Origin of the sequence: Allofournierella sp. (genome assembly GCF_017889395.1) — a bacterium.
Classification (GTDB): Bacteria; Bacillota; Clostridia; order Oscillospirales; family Ruminococcaceae; genus Allofournierella.
Map to the genome: position 1 here is coordinate 1 of NZ_JAGHKE010000052.1, position 16783 is coordinate 16783.

General features: G+C 55.6%; 17 protein-coding genes and 4 tRNA genes. 20 read left to right on the forward strand and 1 reads right to left on the reverse strand.

The window, feature by feature from the left end:
• Positions 1 to 8 precede the first annotated feature (8 nt).
• The 8 genes from J7G73_RS07830 (at position 9) to thrC (ending at position 6996) form a co-directional block, all read left to right on the forward strand.
• Positions 9 to 1871: a TIGR03960 family B12-binding radical SAM protein gene (locus tag J7G73_RS07830; RefSeq protein WP_291245860.1), complete on the forward strand. Its 1863-nt coding sequence runs from the start codon at positions 9 to 11 to the stop codon at positions 1869 to 1871.
• Positions 1843 to 2487, forward strand: coding sequence for a TIGR03936 family radical SAM-associated protein (locus J7G73_RS07835; protein ID WP_291245850.1), 645 nt, complete (start codon positions 1843 to 1845; stop codon positions 2485 to 2487). Before J7G73_RS07830 ends, J7G73_RS07835 begins: the two co-directional genes overlap by 29 nt.
• A gap of 159 nt (positions 2488 to 2646) precedes the next feature.
• Positions 2647 to 2988: a 50S ribosomal protein L19 gene (rplS, locus tag J7G73_RS07840; RefSeq protein ID WP_164474883.1), complete on the forward strand. Its 342-nt coding sequence runs from the start codon at positions 2647 to 2649 to the stop codon at positions 2986 to 2988.
• 98 nt (positions 2989 to 3086) lie between these two features.
• Positions 3087 to 3626, forward strand: a complete 540-nt coding sequence (gene lepB / locus J7G73_RS07845; RefSeq protein WP_087293571.1) for a signal peptidase I — start codon at positions 3087 to 3089, stop codon at positions 3624 to 3626.
• Positions 3623 to 4531: a ribosome biogenesis GTPase YlqF gene (gene ylqF, locus J7G73_RS07850; protein ID WP_291245851.1), complete on the forward strand. Its 909-nt coding sequence runs from the start codon at positions 3623 to 3625 to the stop codon at positions 4529 to 4531. The genes lepB and ylqF overlap by 4 nt, the downstream gene beginning before the upstream one ends.
• Complete coding sequence (locus J7G73_RS07855) at positions 4528 to 5130, forward strand: ribonuclease HII (protein WP_291245852.1); 603 nt, start codon at positions 4528 to 4530, stop codon at positions 5128 to 5130. Before ylqF ends, J7G73_RS07855 begins: the two co-directional genes overlap by 4 nt.
• Positions 5131 to 5132: 2 nt before the next feature.
• Entirely contained in the window at positions 5133 to 5492 is a 360-nt protein-coding gene (locus J7G73_RS07860; RefSeq protein ID WP_291245853.1) for a YraN family protein, read from the forward strand.
• A 37-nt stretch (positions 5493 to 5529) separates the two neighbouring features.
• The gene (gene thrC / locus J7G73_RS07865; protein WP_291245854.1) at positions 5530 to 6996 is read left to right on the forward strand and encodes a threonine synthase; all 1467 of its coding nucleotides are present in this window, start codon (positions 5530 to 5532) and stop codon (positions 6994 to 6996) included.
• Between the two features lie 74 nt (positions 6997 to 7070).
• Here the strand turns inward: thrC and J7G73_RS07870 are convergent, their stop codons facing one another.
• Positions 7071 to 7229 carry a DUF1540 domain-containing protein gene (locus tag J7G73_RS07870; protein ID WP_087181463.1) on the reverse strand — a complete coding sequence of 53 codons (159 nt, stop codon included), beginning with the start codon at positions 7227 to 7229 and terminating at the stop codon, positions 7071 to 7073.
• Positions 7230 to 7291: 62 nt separating this feature from the next.
• Between J7G73_RS07870 and J7G73_RS07875 the strand changes: the two genes are divergently transcribed.
• From J7G73_RS07875 to J7G73_RS07930, 12 genes are all read left to right on the forward strand, one after another.
• Complete coding sequence (locus tag J7G73_RS07875) at positions 7292 to 7972, forward strand: metallophosphoesterase (protein WP_291245855.1); 681 nt, start codon at positions 7292 to 7294, stop codon at positions 7970 to 7972.
• A 68-nt stretch (positions 7973 to 8040) separates the two neighbouring features.
• Positions 8041 to 9339: a trigger factor gene (gene tig, locus J7G73_RS07880; protein WP_291245856.1), complete on the forward strand. Its 1299-nt coding sequence runs from the start codon at positions 8041 to 8043 to the stop codon at positions 9337 to 9339.
• Between the two features lie 118 nt (positions 9340 to 9457).
• Entirely contained in the window at positions 9458 to 10042 is a 585-nt protein-coding gene (locus tag J7G73_RS07885; protein WP_087293557.1) for an ATP-dependent Clp protease proteolytic subunit, read from the forward strand.
• A gap of 15 nt (positions 10043 to 10057) precedes the next feature.
• Positions 10058 to 11383, forward strand: coding sequence for an ATP-dependent Clp protease ATP-binding subunit ClpX (gene clpX, locus J7G73_RS07890; protein WP_087293554.1), 1326 nt, complete (start codon positions 10058 to 10060; stop codon positions 11381 to 11383).
• A 179-nt stretch (positions 11384 to 11562) separates the two neighbouring features.
• The gene (lon, locus tag J7G73_RS07895) at positions 11563 to 14004 is read left to right on the forward strand and encodes an endopeptidase La (protein ID WP_291245857.1); all 2442 of its coding nucleotides are present in this window, start codon (positions 11563 to 11565) and stop codon (positions 14002 to 14004) included.
• Between the two features lie 18 nt (positions 14005 to 14022).
• Complete coding sequence (yihA, locus tag J7G73_RS07900) at positions 14023 to 14628, forward strand: ribosome biogenesis GTP-binding protein YihA/YsxC (RefSeq protein WP_087293691.1); 606 nt, start codon at positions 14023 to 14025, stop codon at positions 14626 to 14628.
• The gene (locus tag J7G73_RS07905) at positions 14618 to 15379 is read left to right on the forward strand and encodes a class I SAM-dependent methyltransferase (protein WP_291245858.1); all 762 of its coding nucleotides are present in this window, start codon (positions 14618 to 14620) and stop codon (positions 15377 to 15379) included. Before yihA ends, J7G73_RS07905 begins: the two co-directional genes overlap by 11 nt.
• A 2-nt stretch (positions 15380 to 15381) precedes the next feature.
• The gene (hslO, locus tag J7G73_RS07910; protein ID WP_291245859.1) at positions 15382 to 16251 is read left to right on the forward strand and encodes an Hsp33 family molecular chaperone HslO; all 870 of its coding nucleotides are present in this window, start codon (positions 15382 to 15384) and stop codon (positions 16249 to 16251) included.
• 181 nt (positions 16252 to 16432) lie between these two features.
• Positions 16433 to 16508 (forward strand) — tRNA-Gly (locus J7G73_RS07915).
• Positions 16509 to 16512: 4 nt separating this feature from the next.
• A tRNA-Val gene (locus tag J7G73_RS07920) sits at positions 16513 to 16588 on the forward strand.
• Between the two features lie 3 nt (positions 16589 to 16591).
• Positions 16592 to 16668 (forward strand) — tRNA-Asp (locus J7G73_RS07925).
• A 5-nt stretch (positions 16669 to 16673) separates the two neighbouring features.
• Positions 16674 to 16749: transfer RNA gene (locus J7G73_RS07930), tRNA-Phe, on the forward strand.
• The last annotated feature ends 34 nt before the right edge of the window (positions 16750 to 16783 follow it).

Genomic DNA, 16783 nt, shown 5'->3' on the forward strand with positions numbered 1-16783 from the left:
TGAAGCAAGTGTTTGATCCGAAATTGACGGAGGCCCTGGCACGGGTACAGAAGCCCGGCCGCTATACCGGCGGCGAGCCCGGGTGCATTATAAAAAACAAAGAGGATGTGGACCTCCGGTTTGCATTCTGCTTCCCGGACACCTACGAGGTGGGCATGTCCTTTCTGGGCATGAAGATTCTGTATGAGCTGCTGAACGAGCGCCCCAACTGGTGGTGCGAGCGCGCCTTCATGCCCTGGCTGGACATGAAGCAGGAGATGGAGCGGCTGCACATCCCCACCTACGCTCTGGAAAGCAAAGACCCGCTGACTGCATTTGACATTGTGGGCTTTACCCTGCAGTACGAGCTGTCCTACACCAACATCCTGGCTATGCTGGATCTGGCGGGAATCCCGCTGTACAGCAAGGACCGCGACGAGAGCTGGCCTCTGGTGGTGGCCGGTGGTCCTTGTGTGTGCAACGCTGAGCCCATTGCCGACTTCATCGATATGATGATGCTGGGCGAGGGTGAGCTGCAGCTGCCCGAGGTGTGCGCCACTGTGGAGCAGGCCAAGAAGGAGGGCATCAGCAAGAAGGAGCTTCTGCGCCGTCTGGCCAAGATCGAAGGCTGCTATGTGCCTTCCTTCTACGATGTGAGCTACAAAGAGGATGGCCGCATCCAGGCTATCACCCCCAATGAGGACTGCGCCCCGGCGGTGATCCATAAGGCGATCATCAAGGATATGAACACCCAGAAGCTGCCCACCAACTTTGTAGTGCCCATGGTGGGTGCGGTGCATGACCGTGCCCAGATCGAGGTGCTGCGAGGCTGCGTGCGAGGCTGCCGTTTCTGCCAGGCGGGCTTCATTTACCGGCCCATGCGCCAGCGGGATGCCCAGCTGCTCAACCGGGCGGCGCAGGATCTGTGCGCCAACACCGGCTACGAAGAGATCAGCCTGACCAGTCTGTCCACTTCGGACCACAGCCAGCTGGAAACCCTGCTGGACGACATGGCTCCCTGGACTGAGAAAGAGCATGTAAGCATTTCGCTGCCTTCGCTGCGTATTGATAACTTCACCGAGAGCCTGATTGAGAAAACCACCAAGGTGCGCAAGAGCGGTCTGACCTTTGCGCCGGAGGCAGGTACCCAGCGGCTGCGTGATGTAATCAACAAGAACATTACCTGGGATGAGATCGAAAAGAGCTGCACCCTGGCCTTCAACGCAGGCTATACCTCGGTAAAGCTGTACTTCATGATGGGTCTGCCCACCGAAACCCTGGAGGACATTGAGGGCATTGCCAAAACTGCTCAGCAGATCGTGGAGCTGTACTACGCCAACCCCAATAAGCCCAAGGGCCGCGGCGTTCAGGTGACCATCAGCTGCGCCTGCTTCGTGCCCAAGCCCCACACTCCCTTCCAGTTCGTTCCTCAGGATACCGAGCAGATGCTGCGGGAAAAGCAGCAGCACCTGCTGCACAGCGTTCATAGCAAGAAGATTCATGTGAACTATCACGACAGCAAGACCAGCTTCCTGGAAGCTGTGTTCGCCAAGGGCGACCGTCGTCTGGCTCCGGTGATCGAGGCTGCTTACCGCAAGGGCTGCTTCTTTGACGGCTGGGATGAGTGCTTCCAGTACGATACCTGGCTGGAGACCTTCCAGGAGTTCAATATGGATACTGCGTTCTACGCCAACCGGTTCATTGATCTGGACGAGCTTACTCCCTGGAGTCATCTGGATTACGGTGTAAGCCACGAGTTCCTGGTACGGGAATATAAGAAAGCTACCATGGCGCAGACCACGCAGCCCTGCAATCGGGTCTGCAGTGCCTGCGGAGCAAATAAACTGTTGGGAGGTGCCTGCTTTGACTACAGTAAGGATCTGGTTCACTAAGACAGGGGAGGCCTCCTATATTTCGCTGCTGGATCTGCAGCGTGTCATGCAGCGCTCCATCAAGCGCAGCGGCATTCCGGTATGGTACACCATGGGCTTTAATCCCCATATCTATATGACCTTTGCCAACCCCTTGCCTCTGGGCCAGGAGAGCCTGGTGGAAAGCGTGGATGTGAAAACCGAGCTGGAGAAGGTTCCCCTGGAAGACTGGCGGCAGGCTCTGGATCGGGTGATGCCCCTGGGCATCAAGGTGACCCGGGTCACACTTCCCAAGTACAAGGCAGAGAAAATCTGTTTTGCGTGCTATCAGCTGCGCATGCCGCTGAGTGCCCAAGTCAGTGTGGATGCCTACAATCAGCTGGAGAGCGCGGTCATTCAGAAAAAGACCAAGCGCGGCCATAAGGAGATCGACCTGAAGCAGGCGCTGCCCCGCATCGAGACTGAACAGAAGGAGAATGAACTGCAGGCAGAACTGCTTCTGACCGCAGGAGAGGGAAACAATCTGAATCCCTCGCTCTGGCTGAATTTCATGCAGGAGCACTGCGGACTCAACCCCACTGATGTTTCGGTGCTGCGTACCGCACTTTTGCTGGAAGATCAAACGGATTTTCGATAAAAAGGCCTTGCAAAACGCACAAGGCTGTGATATGATGTTTAGGCGTTAGTGTTCGCTGGCTCCAACCAGCGGGGTTAATGTATATCATTAAAACAGGCGGTCCTCTGCTGTGCGGCCATTGCACGGGTACGAACGTCGATAAAAATGGAGGATTTTACAATGGACGCAATGAAGATTATCACCGAGGGCATGATCAAAGAGAACAAGCCCAAGTTCGAAGTTGGCGACACCGTTCGCGTTTCCGTTCGCATCAAGGAAGGCGAGCGTGAGCGTATTCAGGCCTTCGAGGGCACTGTAATCGCCAAGAAGCATGGCGGCGTGGCTGAGACCTTTACTGTTCGCCGTTCTTCCTACGGCGTTGGCGTAGAGCGCGTGTTCCCCGTGAACTCCCCCTTCGTTGAGAAGGTTGAGGTTGTTCGCTGCGGTAAGGTTCGCCGTGCGAAGCTGTTCTACCTGCGTAGCCGCACTGGTAAGGCTGCCAAGGTTAAGGAGCAGATCTGATAATCGACAAAAAAGGGGCAATTTATATTGCCCCTTTTTTCGTTATATGGTAAAATGTGAAATACGTTCTGTAAATCCCTGGAAAGAGGATGTACCCAATGGAAGAAAAACGTTTCCGCAAAAATGTGGACCTGCTGGACTGGTACGACGCGTTGGTGTTCGCGCTGGCCGCCCTGGTTCTGATCTTTGCGTTCTGCGCACGAATCGTAGTGGTGGATGGCCATTCCATGGAGCCCACCTTGCATGAGCAGGACCGTCTGCTGGTGCAGAGTACCTTTTACAAACCCCAGCGTGGGGATGTGGTTGTGGTGGATGGCTACATCAATTATGGTAAACCGCTGGTCAAGCGTGTGATCGCAGTGGGCGGCGATACGGTGGACATCGACGCAGAGCAGGGTATCGTGTATGTAAACGGCGAAGCCCTGGACGAGCCCTATACCGCCGAGCCCACTTATACTGAAGGCAACATCGGCTTCCCGCTGACGGTGCCGGAGGGCCAGTTGTTCCTGATGGGAGATAACCGTCAGCATTCCACTGACAGCCGCTTTGTGAGCGTGGGCCTGATCGATGAACGGGATATTCTGGGCAAGGTGCTGTGGCGCATCTTCCCGCTGAACGCATTTGGGAGGATCGAATGAGCAACGATATGATCAACCGCCGCAATATCCAGTGGTTCCCCGGTCACATGATGAAGACCTTGCGGCTGATGGAGGCAAATATCAAGAATGTGGATGCGGTTCTGCAGCTGCTGGATGCCCGCATTCCCATGAGCAGCCTGAACCCGGAGATTCAGCGGATCACTGAGCAGAAGCCTCGCCTGTATGTAATGAACAAGGCGGATCTGGCGGACCCGGCCCTGACCAATGCCTGGGTGAAGTATTTCCGGGCTTCCGGCGCCGGCTGCGTGGCCATCAGTGCCAAGCAGAAGGGTAGTGCCGCACAGGTGCGCACCGCCATTGAAAAGGAACTGGAGGACCTGATTGCCCGCCGGGCTATCAAGGGTATGGGCGGCGCCCGTATCCGGGTCATGGTGGTAGGCATCCCCAACGTGGGCAAGTCCACCTTTATCAACAACTTTGCGGGCCAGGTACGTGCCAAGGCGGCAGACCGTCCGGGCGTGACCCGCGGTAAGCAGTGGGTTACCGTGGGCAACTACGACCTGCTGGATATGCCCGGTGTGCTGTGGAAAAAGTTCGACAGCCTGGAGACTGCCACCAACCTGGCATTCATCGGTTCCATTAAGGATGACATTCTGGATATTGAAGAGCTGGCCATGGGCCTGCTTAGCCAGATGCAGAAGATTTATCCGGAGAAGCTGGCCGAGCGTTACAAGCTCAGCGAGGAGCAGCTGCAGCTGGGTGCCTGGGAGCTGCTGGAGGCCATCGGCCGTAAGCGCGGCATGCTGATCAGCGGCGGCGAGGTAAACACCGAGCGGGCGGCTATCATGCTGGTGGACGAGTTCCGCGCCAGCAAGTGGGGCCGCATCACCCTGGAAAAACCCTATCAGATGGAGCAGGCCCAGGAGCAAGAGGTGCAGGAATGAACGCGTTGTATGAATTCGACGAGCAGCTCCGCCGGGAAAAGGGTGTTTTCTGTGGTGTGGACGAGGCAGGCCGTGGCCCGCTGTGCGGTCCGGTTTGCTGTGCAGCTGTCATTCTGGACCCGGAAAATCCCATCGAGGGGATCAACGACTCCAAAAAGCTCAGTGAAAAAAAGCGTGAGCAGCTGTTCGATGTGATTCTGGAAAAAGCGCTGGCTTACAGCATTGTGATGGTGGAGCCTGCGGTGATCGATGAGAAGAATATCCTGTGGGCTACTATGGACGGTATGCGTCAGGCGGTGGAGCAGCTTTCCATCCGGCCGGAATATGTTCTGGTGGACGGTAATCGTGTCCCGCCGGAGCTTTCGATTCCGGCGGGAGCTCAGGTGAAGGGCGATGCCACCAGCGCCAGCATCGGTGCGGCATCCATTCTGGCCAAGGTCAGCCGGGACCGGTTCATGCTGGAGCTGGATCGGCAGTATCCCCAGTATCAGCTGGCAAAGCATAAGGGATATCCCACCAAGCTGCATTATGAATTGATTCAGCAATACGGCATTCAGCCCTTCTACCGTTGCTCCTTCCTGAAGAAGCTGGGGTATTGAGGATGAATGCTCAGGATACGGGCCGGCGCGGAGAAGCTGCTGCCGCCCGTTATTACATGAACCGCGGTTATAAGCTGCTGGACCACAACTACAAAACCCGCCAGGGCGAATTGGATCTGGTATTGCAAAAGGGAGGGCTTGTGGTCATCGCAGAGGTCAAGACCCGCGCGGAAAATGCCTGGTACCGACCGCAGGAGGCGGTGACCCGGGCAAAGCAGCAGCGTATTTTGCTGGCTGCACAAGCTTACCTGCAAACCAACGGATTGCTGGAAAAGACGATCCGGTTCGATGTGGTGGAGGCGCTGACTCTGCCCCAGGGTGGTTTTGCGATACACTGCATTCAGGACGCATTTCAGGCGTAAGACTGCAGATCCACAGAAAAGAAAGGGGACAACTACCATGCAATTTTTCAGTACGCGGAACGCGGGCAGCCGGGTGTCGGCAGCTCAGGCCATTGTTCAGGGCCTTTCCTCCGAGGGCGGACTCTTTGTGCCGGAATCCTTCCCTCAGGCAGACCTGAAAACCGCTTGTGAAAAGGGCAGCTATGCAGACCTGGCGGCCTATGTGTTTGGACTTGTCCTTCCGGGATATCCTCAGGAATTTGTGGCGGAAGCTACAGAGAAGACCTACGGTGCGGCATTTCAAGGCAGAGCCGGTTACCTTCGCCCGGTAAACGAGGATCTGTATTCGCTGGAACTCTGGCACGGCCCCACCTGCGCCTTCAAGGACTACGCACTCCAGATCATGCCGAAGCTTCTGGTCAAGGGCAAGGAGCTGCTGGGACGCAGTGAACTGACCTATATTCTGGTTGCGACTTCCGGCGATACCGGTAAGGCAGCTCTGGCCGGGTATCAGGATGTTCCCGGTGTGAAAATCGCGGTGTTTTACCCCTCCCACGGCACCAGCCAGGTGCAGCGCCTGCAGATGACCACGCAGCAGGGCGATAATGTGGCTGTGTATGCGGTGAACGGCAACTTCGATGATGCACAGACCGGGGTGAAAAAGGTCTTTGCAGATCAGGAGCTGGGCCGTCAGCTGGCCGAGCAGAATGTGTGCCTGTCCAGTGCGAACTCCATCAACTGGGGCCGTCTGGCTCCTCAGATCGTGTACTACTTTGCCGCTTACCGGCAGCTGCTGGAGCAGGGCCGCATTCAGATGGGCGACGCGGTGGATTTCTGTGTACCCACTGGCAATTTCGGCGATATCCTGGCCGGCTATTACGCCAAGCGGATGGGCCTGCCTGTGGGCCGGCTTGTCTGCGCATCCAACCGGAACAATGTGCTCACCGAGTTCTTGAAGACTGGTCATTACGATGCCCGCCGCACCTTCTACCGCACCACATCGCCTTCTATGGATATTCTGGTGTCCTCCAATCTGGAGCGCCTGCTGTACCACATGTGCGAGGACACCGAAAAGGTGAGCGGATGGATGGAAGAGCTGCGTACCCAGGGTCACTATCAGGTGGATGAACAGTGCCTGGAGAAGATTCAGGAGATTTTCTCCGCGGGTTGCACGGATGACGAGCAGGCGGCGGAAGAGATCAGTGTCATGTTCCGTGACAATCAGTACCTGTGTGATCCCCACACGGCGGTGGCTTTCCGCGTGGCGCAGGAACACAAGAACGAAACTTCTTCCGGGGCACCTATGGTGGTGCTGTCCACTGCAAGCCCCTTCAAGTTCCCCGGCGATGTGCTGGAGGCTTTGGGCCAGCCGGTGCCGGAGGATGAATTTGAGGCGATGCGGCAGCTGGCCGCACACACAAACGCTCCCGTGCCGCAGGCGCTTGCTTCGCTGCAGGGGCAGCCGGAACGCTTTGATCGGGAGATCGAGCCGGAGCAGATCCGCGAGATCGCAAAAATCCTGTAAAAAAGCAGCAGTGCCGCTTCGCATGTTTGCCGAAGCAGCACTGCTGTTTCCCGGAGCAGAGAAACTGTTTTTGATCAGATCTCTGCAAAGGTATCACATTTGGTTTTGCCCGGATCGTCGGAGCAGCGGTTCACATGGATCGAATCGGCGGTGCAGCAGCACGAGCCGTCGTTGTGGACGCAGTTGCGTACGTCACAGCATACTCCCCGAATGACAGGTTCTTTGTGTTCCATTTTCAAAACCTCCTTTGTGAGGTTATTGTTTGCCGGATCAACTGGAATATGAGGAGAAATATATGGCAATTTATACGATCGGGGATCTGCATCTTTCGCTGGGATGCGAAAAACCCATGGATATTTTTCCGGGCTGGCAGGGCTACATGGAAAAGCTGGAGCATCATTGGAATACGCTGGTGCGCCCGGAGGACACGGTTGTGCTGGCGGGCGATACCAGCTGGGCTATGAAGCTGGAGGATACCGCTGCGGACTTTTCATTTTTGCAGCGCCTGCCCGGCCAAAAGCTGCTCTTGAAGGGCAACCACGATTACTGGTGGACCACTGTCAAGAAGATGGAGCGCTTTTTGCAGGAAAAAGGCTTTGACAGCCTTCATATCCTGCACAACAATTCTATTCTGGCCGAGGGCCTGGCCGTGTGCGGCACCCGCAGCTGGATGTTCGATGTGGGGGAGCCCCACGACGAAAAGGTGATGAACCGTGAGCTGGGCCGTTTGCGTACCAGCCTGGAGGCGGCACCGGAGGGGGCCGAGCGGGTTGCCTTTCTGCATTACCCGCCGGTATATCCCAATGCCAACGCCCAGCAGGTGATCGACCTGCTGAAGGAATACAATGTAAAACGCTGCTTTTACGGGCACCTGCACGGGAATGCGATCCGTTTTGCGGTGCAGGGAATGGTGGATGGCATTGAATACCGACTGATTTCGGCGGATGCACTGGCATTTTGCCCATATAAAATTTAACGAAAGTATGGAAATTCCATGCACAGCATGGTATAATAAATTGAATTTCTTTGTATGGAGGAAATAAAATGAATCTCGTAAAAAGTGAAAAGCTCGAAAAGAGCATGCATGAGTTACAGTTTTCGGTGGATGCCGAGGCTTTTAAGGCTGCCATTGACAAGGCGTTCAAGCGCGAAGGCAAGAAGTACAACGTGCCCGGCTTCCGCAAGGGCCACGCTCCCCGCGCTGTGATCGAGAAGATGTATGGCGCTGATATCTTCCACTACGATGCCATCAACGATCTGTTCCCCGAGGCTTTTGAGGCTGCGGTGAAGGAAGCCGGCATCGAGCCCGTGGGCCGCCCCGAAGCCGACATCGTTTCCCAGAGCCTGGAGGACGGCGTTGTGCTGAAGGTGGTTGTGGCTGTGAAGCCCGAGATCAAGGTTGGCCAGTACGCTGGTTTAAAGGCCACCAAGAAGGTCAATACTGTTGAGGACGCCGATGTGGATGCCGAGCTGGCCCGCATGCAGGACCGCAACGGCCGCATCGTTACCCGCGATGGCAAGGCTGAGAACGGCGACACCGCCGATATCGATTTCGAGGGCTTTGTGGATGGCGTCGCCTTTGAGGGCGGCAAGGCCGAGCACTACAACCTGGTTCTGGGCTCCGGCAGCTTCATCCCCGGCTTCGAGGAGCAGGTTGTTGGCCACGCTGCCGGTGAGGAGTTCGACGTGAACGTGACCTTCCCCGAGGAGTACCAGGCCAAGGAGCTGGCTGGTAAGGCTGCTGTCTTCAAGATCAAGCTGCACGAGGTAAAGACCAAGGAGCTGCCCCTGCTGGACGACGAGTTCGCCAAGGACGTGAGCGAGTTCGATACCCTGGATGAGCTGAAGGCTAACATCCGCAAGGGTATGGAGGAGCAGAACGAGAAGCAGGCTGCTCTGGCTGTTGAGAACGATCTGGTTGACCAGGTGATCGCTACCATCGAGGGTGATATTCCAGAGGTAATGTACGAGAACCGCATGGACGAGATGGTTCGTGACTTCGAGTACCGTCTGGCTCAGCAGGGCCTGAAGCTGGATATGTACCTGCAGTACATGGGTCAGACCATGGACAGCTTCCGTGCTTCCTTCAAGGAGCAGGCTGAGAAGCAGGTTAAGATCCGCCTAGCTCTGGAGGCCGTTGCCGCAGCTGAGAACATCACTGCCAGCGACGAGGACTACGAGAACGAGATGCAGCGCATTGCCGATCAGTACAAGATGGAGATCGACAAGGTGAAGTCTCTGGTCAATGCCGACGAGGTGAAGAAGGATCTGGCTGTGAACAAGGCCATCGACTTCATCAAGGAGAAGGCTGAGATCACCGAGGAGAAGGTAACCAAGGAGTAATCCTTTCGGCACACTTCCCCTTACATAAGCGGAATCAAAATGACCGGTACGCGCAATATAACTGCTCGTATCGGTCATTTTGCAGGCGCTTAATTTTATCAACAGGAGGCGACGAATCATGAGTTTGGTTCCTTACGTCATTGAACAAACCGCTCGAGGAGAGCGTTCTTACGACATTTTTTCCCGTTTGCTGAACGACCGCATCATTATGCTGTGCGATGAGGTGAACGATACCACCGCCAGCCTGGTTGTGGCGCAGCTGTTGTATCTGGAAGGCCAGGACCCGGACAAAGATATCAGCCTGTACATCAACAGCCCCGGTGGCTCCATCAGTGCAGGTATGGCCATCCATGATACGATGAAATACATCAAGTGCGATGTTTCCACCATCTGCATGGGTATGGCTGCCTCCATGGGTGCGTTTTTGCTGGCCAGCGGCACCAAGGGCAAACGCCTGGCGCTGCCCAACGCCGAGATCATGATCCACCAGCCGCTGATGAGCGGCCTGCAGGGTCAGACCACCGACATTAAGATCCATGCCGATCATCTGGTACGTACTCGTGAGCGCATGAACCGCATGCTCAGCGAGTACACCGGCCAGTCCTATGAGACCATTGTGGCGGACACCGAACGCGACAACTTCCTGTCTGCGCAGCAGGCTGCGGATTACGGCCTGATCGACGCAGTGATCACTCATCGATAAAGGAAAGCTGATTGTATGGCAAATATCAATTCCGGAAAAGATAAGGAAAAAACACTCCACTGCAGTTTCTGTGGCAAAAGCCAGGACGAAGTGGAGCGCATGATCATTGGCCCCGGCGTAAACATCTGCAACGAGTGTATCACACTGTGCCACTCGCTGCTGGATGAGGAGGGCGTGCCGGAGCCGCCTCGTCAGCAGCAGCCGTCCGCGAAGCCCCGGAGCAGTGCGAGCCGTCCGGCCGCCACGGAATCCATCAATATCCTGACTCCCGCCGAGATCAAGGCGGGTCTGGATCAGTATGTGATTGGGCAGGATGACGCAAAGCGTGTGCTGGCGGTTTCAGTTTACAACCACTACAAGCGCATCCTCAGCGGCGATGACAAGGACGTGGAGCTGCAGAAGAGCAATGTTCTGCTGCTTGGCCCTTCCGGCGTGGGCAAGACTCTGCTGGCGCAGACCCTGGCCAAGATGCTGGGCGTTCCCTTCGCAATCGCGGATGCCACCACTCTGACTGAGGCTGGTTATGTGGGCGAGGACGTGGAGAACATTCTCCTGAAGCTGATTCAGGCTGCGGATTTTGATATCCAGAAGGCCGAGATCGGCATCATTTACATCGACGAGATCGACAAGATTACCCGCAAGAGCGAGAACCCCTCCATCACCCGCGATGTGGGCGGTGAGGGCGTTCAGCAGGCTCTGCTGAAGATCCTGGAGGGCACCGTGAGCAACGTTCCTCCCCAGGGCGGACGCAAGCATCCCCAGCAGGAGTTCATTCAGATCAATACCAAAAACATCCTGTTCATCTGCGGTGGCGCCTTCGACGGCCTGGAGAAGTACATCCAGCGCCGCACCGAAACCTCGGTTCTGGGCTTTGGCAGCCAGCTGAAGAGCGGCGAGGAGAAGGAGCGGGAGGCCCTGCTGCGCAAGGTGGAGCCTCATGATCTGGTGAAGTTCGGCCTGATTCCCGAGCTGATCGGCCGTATTCCCGTGATCACCGTTCTGGAAGCACTGGACGAGGAGGCTCTTGTCCGTGTGCTGAAGGAGCCCAAAAACAGCATCGTGAAGCAGTACCAGGCGCTGTTCAAGATGGATAATGTGGATTTGGACTTCACCGACGACGCTCTACGCATGGTGGCCCGCAAGACCATCGAGCGAAAGAGCGGTGCACGTGGTCTGCGCAGCGTGATGGAGAACATGCTGATTCCCATCATGTACGAGATCCCCAGCGATCCCACCATCATCCGGGCGACCATTACCGAGGATACGGTGAATGGCGGCAAGCCGGAGCTGGAATACGGCGCAGTGCGCAAGCGTTATAAGAACAATATGCCGATCCTGTAATGGGCCGGAATGCCGAAAGGGGCTCTCTGCTTGTAAGAGGGCCCCTTTGGTGCGTTCATTCCTTAGATGTTCACCGGGCATTACTTGAATTAACTCTACTTTTTGTGTATAATATAAAGTCAAATACACTATATTGAACCGTCTCTTTTTTCAAGGAGGCAGCAGGAGGTTCCCTGGATATGTCTGAGCGTGTGAAGATTAAAGTGGAGCACAATGTGGAGCGCCTTCCCGCCATTGCGCTGCGCGGGTTGGTGCTGTTCCCCAATAACGTTGTACATTTTGAAGTGGGCCGTGCCAAGAGCATTGCGGCCATCGAATGGGCCATGGCCAACAGCAGCCCGATCTTTTTGATCGCCCAGCGCGATATGGAAACGGAAGATCCTACCACGGACGATTTGTATCGGCATGGCGTGGTGGCGGAGATCAAACAGATTCTGCGGGTATCCGATGAGCTGGTTAAGGTGCTGGTGGAGGGCAAGACCCGCGCCCGTCTGCTGGCAGTGGAAAGCAATGACCAGATGCTGGTAGCGTCCATCAAGCCTGCGCCGGTCCGCGGTGTAAAGGCGGAAAAAAGCGTGGAGGCTGAGGCGCTGGTTCGCAGCCTGAAGGGGTTGTTTGAACAGTATCTCAGCTTGAACAGCCGCCTTTCCAAGGATGTGGTCTACAATATTGTTACAAATAACGATCCGGTATTCCTGAGTGAATACGTTCCGGCAAATCTGCTCTTCAAGTACCAAGATAAGCAGGCCATTCTGGACGAAGGCACTCTGATGGGGCGCCTGCAGAAGCTGGTGGATCTGCTCAAGCGGGAGAATCAGGTTTTGGCCATTGAACAGGACATCCACGAGCGTGTGAATGACCAGATGGATAAAAACCAGCGGGACTACTACCTGCGGGAGCAGATGCGTGTGATTGCTCAGGAGCTGGACGAAGACGAGGACACCCGCTTTGAGGCGGACCGTTATCGTCAGCAGATGGAGGCACTGAATCTGCCGCAGGAGGCAGTGGAAAAACTGGGTAAGGAAATGGATCGGTTAAGCCGTATGCCCGGCAACAGTCAGGAGGCGGCGGTGATCCGCACCTATCTGGATACCTGCCTGGGCCTGCCCTGGGGCCAGTATACGGTGGATGATCTGGACATCCGCCGGGCAGAGAATATTCTCAACAAAGAACATTACGGGCTGAAAAAGGTCAAGGATCGCATTCTGGAGATTCTGGCTGTGCGCAAGCTGAACCCGGAACTGAAAGGGCAGATCATCTGCCTGGTAGGCCCTCCGGGCGTGGGCAAGACATCTATTGCCCGTTCCATCGCTACCTGCATCGGGCGGAAATATGCCCGGATGAGCCTGGGCGGCGTGCGGGATGAAGCAGAGATCCGCGGCCACAGAAGAACCTATATCGGTGCCATGCCCGGTAAAATCATCAGTGCGATCAATACGGCCAAGAGCATGAACCCTCTGCTGCTGCTGGATGAGATCGACAAGCTGGCAAGCGATTTCCGGGGCGACCCCGCAGCAGCGCTGCTGGAGGCCCTGGACCCGGAGCAGAACAAGACCTTCCGGGACCATTATCTGGATATTCCCTTTGATCTGAGCCAGGTGCTGTTTATTACTACGGCCAACAGTCTGGATACCATCCCGGCGCCGCTTCTGGACCGTATGGATGTGATCGAGCTGCCCAGCTATACCCGGGTGGAGAAGTTCAACATTGCCAAGCGTCATCTGCTGCCCAAGCAGCTGAAAAGCAACGGGATGGAAGGCATGGTCACCATCACCAACAGCGGCCTGTACGGCCTGATCGACGGCTATACCCGCGAAGCAGGTGTACGTCGGCTGGAGCGCCGGATTGCAGAGGTCCTGCGCAAATGCGCCCGACAGCTTGCCAGCGGCGATGCGGAAAAGATTTCCATCGGCGCTGCCGATCTGGAGGAACTTCTGGGTCCCCGCCGGGTAAAGCCGGATTTCTACAACCGGACCAATGCGGTGGGCATTGCCAATGGCCTTGCCTGGACCAGCGTGGGCGGAGAGATTCTTCCCATTGAGGTACTGGTGATTCCGGACGGAAGCGGAAAAATCGAGCTGACCGGTTCTCTGGGCGATGTAATGAAGGAAAGCGCCAAGCTGGCGGTAAGCTATGTGCGGGTCCACGGTGCGGAATATCACATTGACCCGGCGGTGCTCAAGAATGCGGATATCCATATTCATGCGCCGGAGGGTGCGGTTCCCAAGGACGGCCCTTCTGCCGGTGTTACACTTACCACTGCTCTGGTGTCCTGCCTGTCCGGTATGCCGGTACGGGCGGATGTGGCAATGACCGGTGAGATCACCCTGCACGGCAATGTGCTCCCCATTGGCGGTCTGAAGGAAAAGAGCATGGCCGCATACCGGGAAGGAATTAAAACGGTTCTGATTCCCAAGGACAATGTGAGTGATCTGTACGAAGTGGACGACGAAGTAAAGAAGGCGGTGGAGTTCCTGCCCATGAGCAATCTGGGCCAGGTTTTAAAGGCTGCGTTGGTGTGGCCGAAGGCTGCGGAAAAGAAGAGCCGTTCGAAAAAAACGGCGGCACCCATTGCAGGTGGAGACCGAAACGATCCGCTGGAAAATGTGGTGCAGCAGTAAGGAGAGAATGTGCAAATGCTGAATTATAATAAGGCGGACTTTCAGGCATCCTACGGTCTGTCCAGCCAGCTGCCGGACAGCGACCGGCCGGAGTTTGTGTTTTCCGGCCGGTCCAATGTGGGCAAGTCCAGCCTGATCAACAAGCTGTGCAACCGGAAGAATCTGGCGCGGGTAAGTGCTACCCCTGGCAAAACAGCTACCATCAATTTTTATACGGTGGACACTGCCTACTTTGTGGACCTGCCCGGATACGGCTACGCCAAGGTATCCAATGCGGACCGCCGCCGCTGGGATGAGCTGATCAACAGCTATTTTGATGCAGAGCGCAATCGGATGCTGCTGGTGCAGCTGCTGGACAGCCGCCATATGCCCTCGGCGGATGATATGCAGATGCTGGAGTATCTGCAATACCGGCAGATTCCTTTTGTGGTGGCGCTCACCAAGGCGGATAAACTGAAGAAAAGTGAGATCGAGCCCACAAAGCAGAGGTTTGCAGAGCTTTGTGAAGGCTATGGCTGCAGTGCGGTGATTCTGACCAGCAGCGAAAAGGGAACAGGAATCCCCGAGCTGCAGGCTCTGTTCGAGCAATGCCTTCAGCAGGGGGAAGCGGAAGATGGCGTATAATGAGTTTGCCTACTTCTATGATGAGCTGAATGGCGCGGCGGACTATGATGCGCTGTATCTGTATGTGAAAAGCCAGCTGGAGAAGAACGGCATCCTGGACGGAATCGTGGTCGATCTGGGCTGCGGTACCGGTGAGTTGACTTTGATGCTTACCCAGGCTGGCTACGATATGATCGGTGTGGACCAGTCCGAGGAAATGCTGGCTGTTTTGCGGGAAAAGGCAGACGAGCTGGAAATTTCAGAGCGTCTGCTGCTCCTGCGGCAGGATATCCTGAATCTGGACCTGTATGGCACTATCCGTGCGGCCATCTCCACCTTTGATACCTATAATCACATTGGTCCGAAGGAGAATTTTGAAAAGGCCATTGAAAAAGCGGCTTTTTTCATGGAAAAGGACGGCATCTTCCTGTTTGATCTGAATACGCCTTACAAGCACAAGAAAGTGCTGGCAGATAATGTGTTCGATCTGGAGGGGCCGGATGCTACCTGTTGCTGGAAAAACCATTACGACGAAACAGAGCAAACAGTGGATATTCAGATCGGCATTCATTATCTGGATACCGACGAACGCTTTGAGGAGCATTTCAAGGAGTATACCTATCCTCTGGAATATGTGGAAGATGTACTCCGGCGTTATGGCTTCCGGATGGAAACCGTGTGTGATGGGGAGACATTTGGGCTCCTTACCGAGGAAAGCCAGCGCTATATCATCACGGCAATCAAAGAATATACACAGATGGAGAAACGATAATTATGGGAAATATGATTCGCGGCATTTCGGAGAATGGCGGCGTAATCTTCTGTGGTGTAGATTCCACCAATCTGGTTCGCACTATGGAACAGATTCACAAAACCAGCGCGGTAACCAGTGCGGCTCTGGGCCGTTTGCTGACTGCAGCGTCCATTATGGGAATCATGCTGAAAAACAGTAAGGATTCCATTACCCTGCGGGTAAACGGCGGAGGCCCGGCGGGTACTGTTCTGGCTGTGGCAGACGGCATGGGCTGCGTAAAGGGCTATGTGGAGAATCCCGTGGTGGAGATTCCTCTGCGCCCGGACGGAAAGCTGAATGTGGGCGGCGCAGTGGGCCGGGATGGTACCCTGAGCATTGTGCGCGATCTGGGACTGAAAGAGCCTTATGTGGGCCAGATTCCTCTGGTATCCGGCGAGATTGCGGAGGATATCACCAGCTATTACGCAACCAGTGAGCAGATCCCCACGGTGTGCGCCTTGGGTGTTCTGGTAGATCCCGATCTGACCATTTCCTGCGCGGGTGGTTATCTGCTTCAGCTGCTGCCTGGTGCCACCGAGGAAGAGATCACCATGCTGGAAAAGAACATCGCCAATGTTCCCAGTGTGACTACTCTGCTGCAGCAGGGGAAGACCATGCAGGATATCATGGGAATGGTCATGCAGGGCTTTGATCCGCAGGTACTGGATGAGTATGACGTGGAATATCGCTGCGACTGCACTGAGCAACGTGTTGAGCGCGCGCTGATCAGCATGGGTCGTGCCGAACTGGAAAAGCTGGCGGCAGAGGAGCCTGTGGTGGAAGTGAACTGCCAGTTCTGCGATAAGAAATATCATGTGGATGTGAACAAGCTTCTGAAAAGCCTGGATTGATTCAGGCTGCAACAGCTGTTTTCTATTGTAGAATTGCCCCGCCGAGGCCAACCGGAAAAGGCCCGGCGGGGCATAATAAAAATACGAAAAATTTTTTCAAAAACCTGTTGACAAAAGAAGAAAGATGCGGTAAAATAAACAACGTCGCTGAGAGACAGCGGCACAAAAACCACATCGTTAAGCGGCTTTAGCTCATCTGGTAGAGCGCCACCTTGCCAAGGTGGAGGTAGCGAGTTCGAGCCTCGTAAGCCGCTCCAACGTGGAAGTTTAGCTCAGCTGGGAGAGCATCTGCCTTACAAGCAGAGGGTCACAGGTTCGAGCCCTGTAACTTCCACCATGTGGCCCGGTAGTTCAGTTGGTTAGAACGCTAGCCTGTCACGCTAGAGGTCGTGGGTTCGAGCCCCATCCGGGTCGCCAATTTTGCCTCTGTAGCTCAGTTGGTAGAGCAGGGGACTGAAAATCCCCGTGTCATTGGTTCGATTCCGATCGGAGGCACCATTTATAAGCGGCTTTAGCTCATCTGGTAGAGCGC

Coding starts and splice junctions, on each gene's coding strand:
- lepB (WP_087293571.1), top strand. CDS start 3,087: ATGGAAGAAAAACGTTTCCGCAAAAATGTGGACCTGCTGGACTGGTAC.
- J7G73_RS07885 (WP_087293557.1), top strand. CDS start 9,458: ATGAGTTTGGTTCCTTACGTCATTGAACAAACCGCTCGAGGAGAGCGT.
- thrC (WP_291245854.1), top strand. CDS start 5,530: ATGCAATTTTTCAGTACGCGGAACGCGGGCAGCCGGGTGTCGGCAGCT.
- J7G73_RS07870 (WP_087181463.1), bottom strand. CDS start 7,229: ATGGAACACAAAGAACCTGTCATTCGGGGAGTATGCTGTGACGTACGC.
- J7G73_RS07855 (WP_291245852.1), top strand. CDS start 4,528: ATGAACGCGTTGTATGAATTCGACGAGCAGCTCCGCCGGGAAAAGGGT.
- hslO (WP_291245859.1), top strand. CDS start 15,382: ATGGGAAATATGATTCGCGGCATTTCGGAGAATGGCGGCGTAATCTTC.
- lon (WP_291245857.1), top strand. CDS start 11,563: ATGTCTGAGCGTGTGAAGATTAAAGTGGAGCACAATGTGGAGCGCCTT.
- J7G73_RS07905 (WP_291245858.1), top strand. CDS start 14,618: ATGGCGTATAATGAGTTTGCCTACTTCTATGATGAGCTGAATGGCGCG.
- tig (WP_291245856.1), top strand. CDS start 8,041: ATGAATCTCGTAAAAAGTGAAAAGCTCGAAAAGAGCATGCATGAGTTA.
- J7G73_RS07875 (WP_291245855.1), top strand. CDS start 7,292: ATGGCAATTTATACGATCGGGGATCTGCATCTTTCGCTGGGATGCGAA.
- ylqF (WP_291245851.1), top strand. CDS start 3,623: ATGAGCAACGATATGATCAACCGCCGCAATATCCAGTGGTTCCCCGGT.
- rplS (WP_164474883.1), top strand. CDS start 2,647: ATGGACGCAATGAAGATTATCACCGAGGGCATGATCAAAGAGAACAAG.
- J7G73_RS07860 (WP_291245853.1), top strand. CDS start 5,133: ATGAATGCTCAGGATACGGGCCGGCGCGGAGAAGCTGCTGCCGCCCGT.
- clpX (WP_087293554.1), top strand. CDS start 10,058: ATGGCAAATATCAATTCCGGAAAAGATAAGGAAAAAACACTCCACTGC.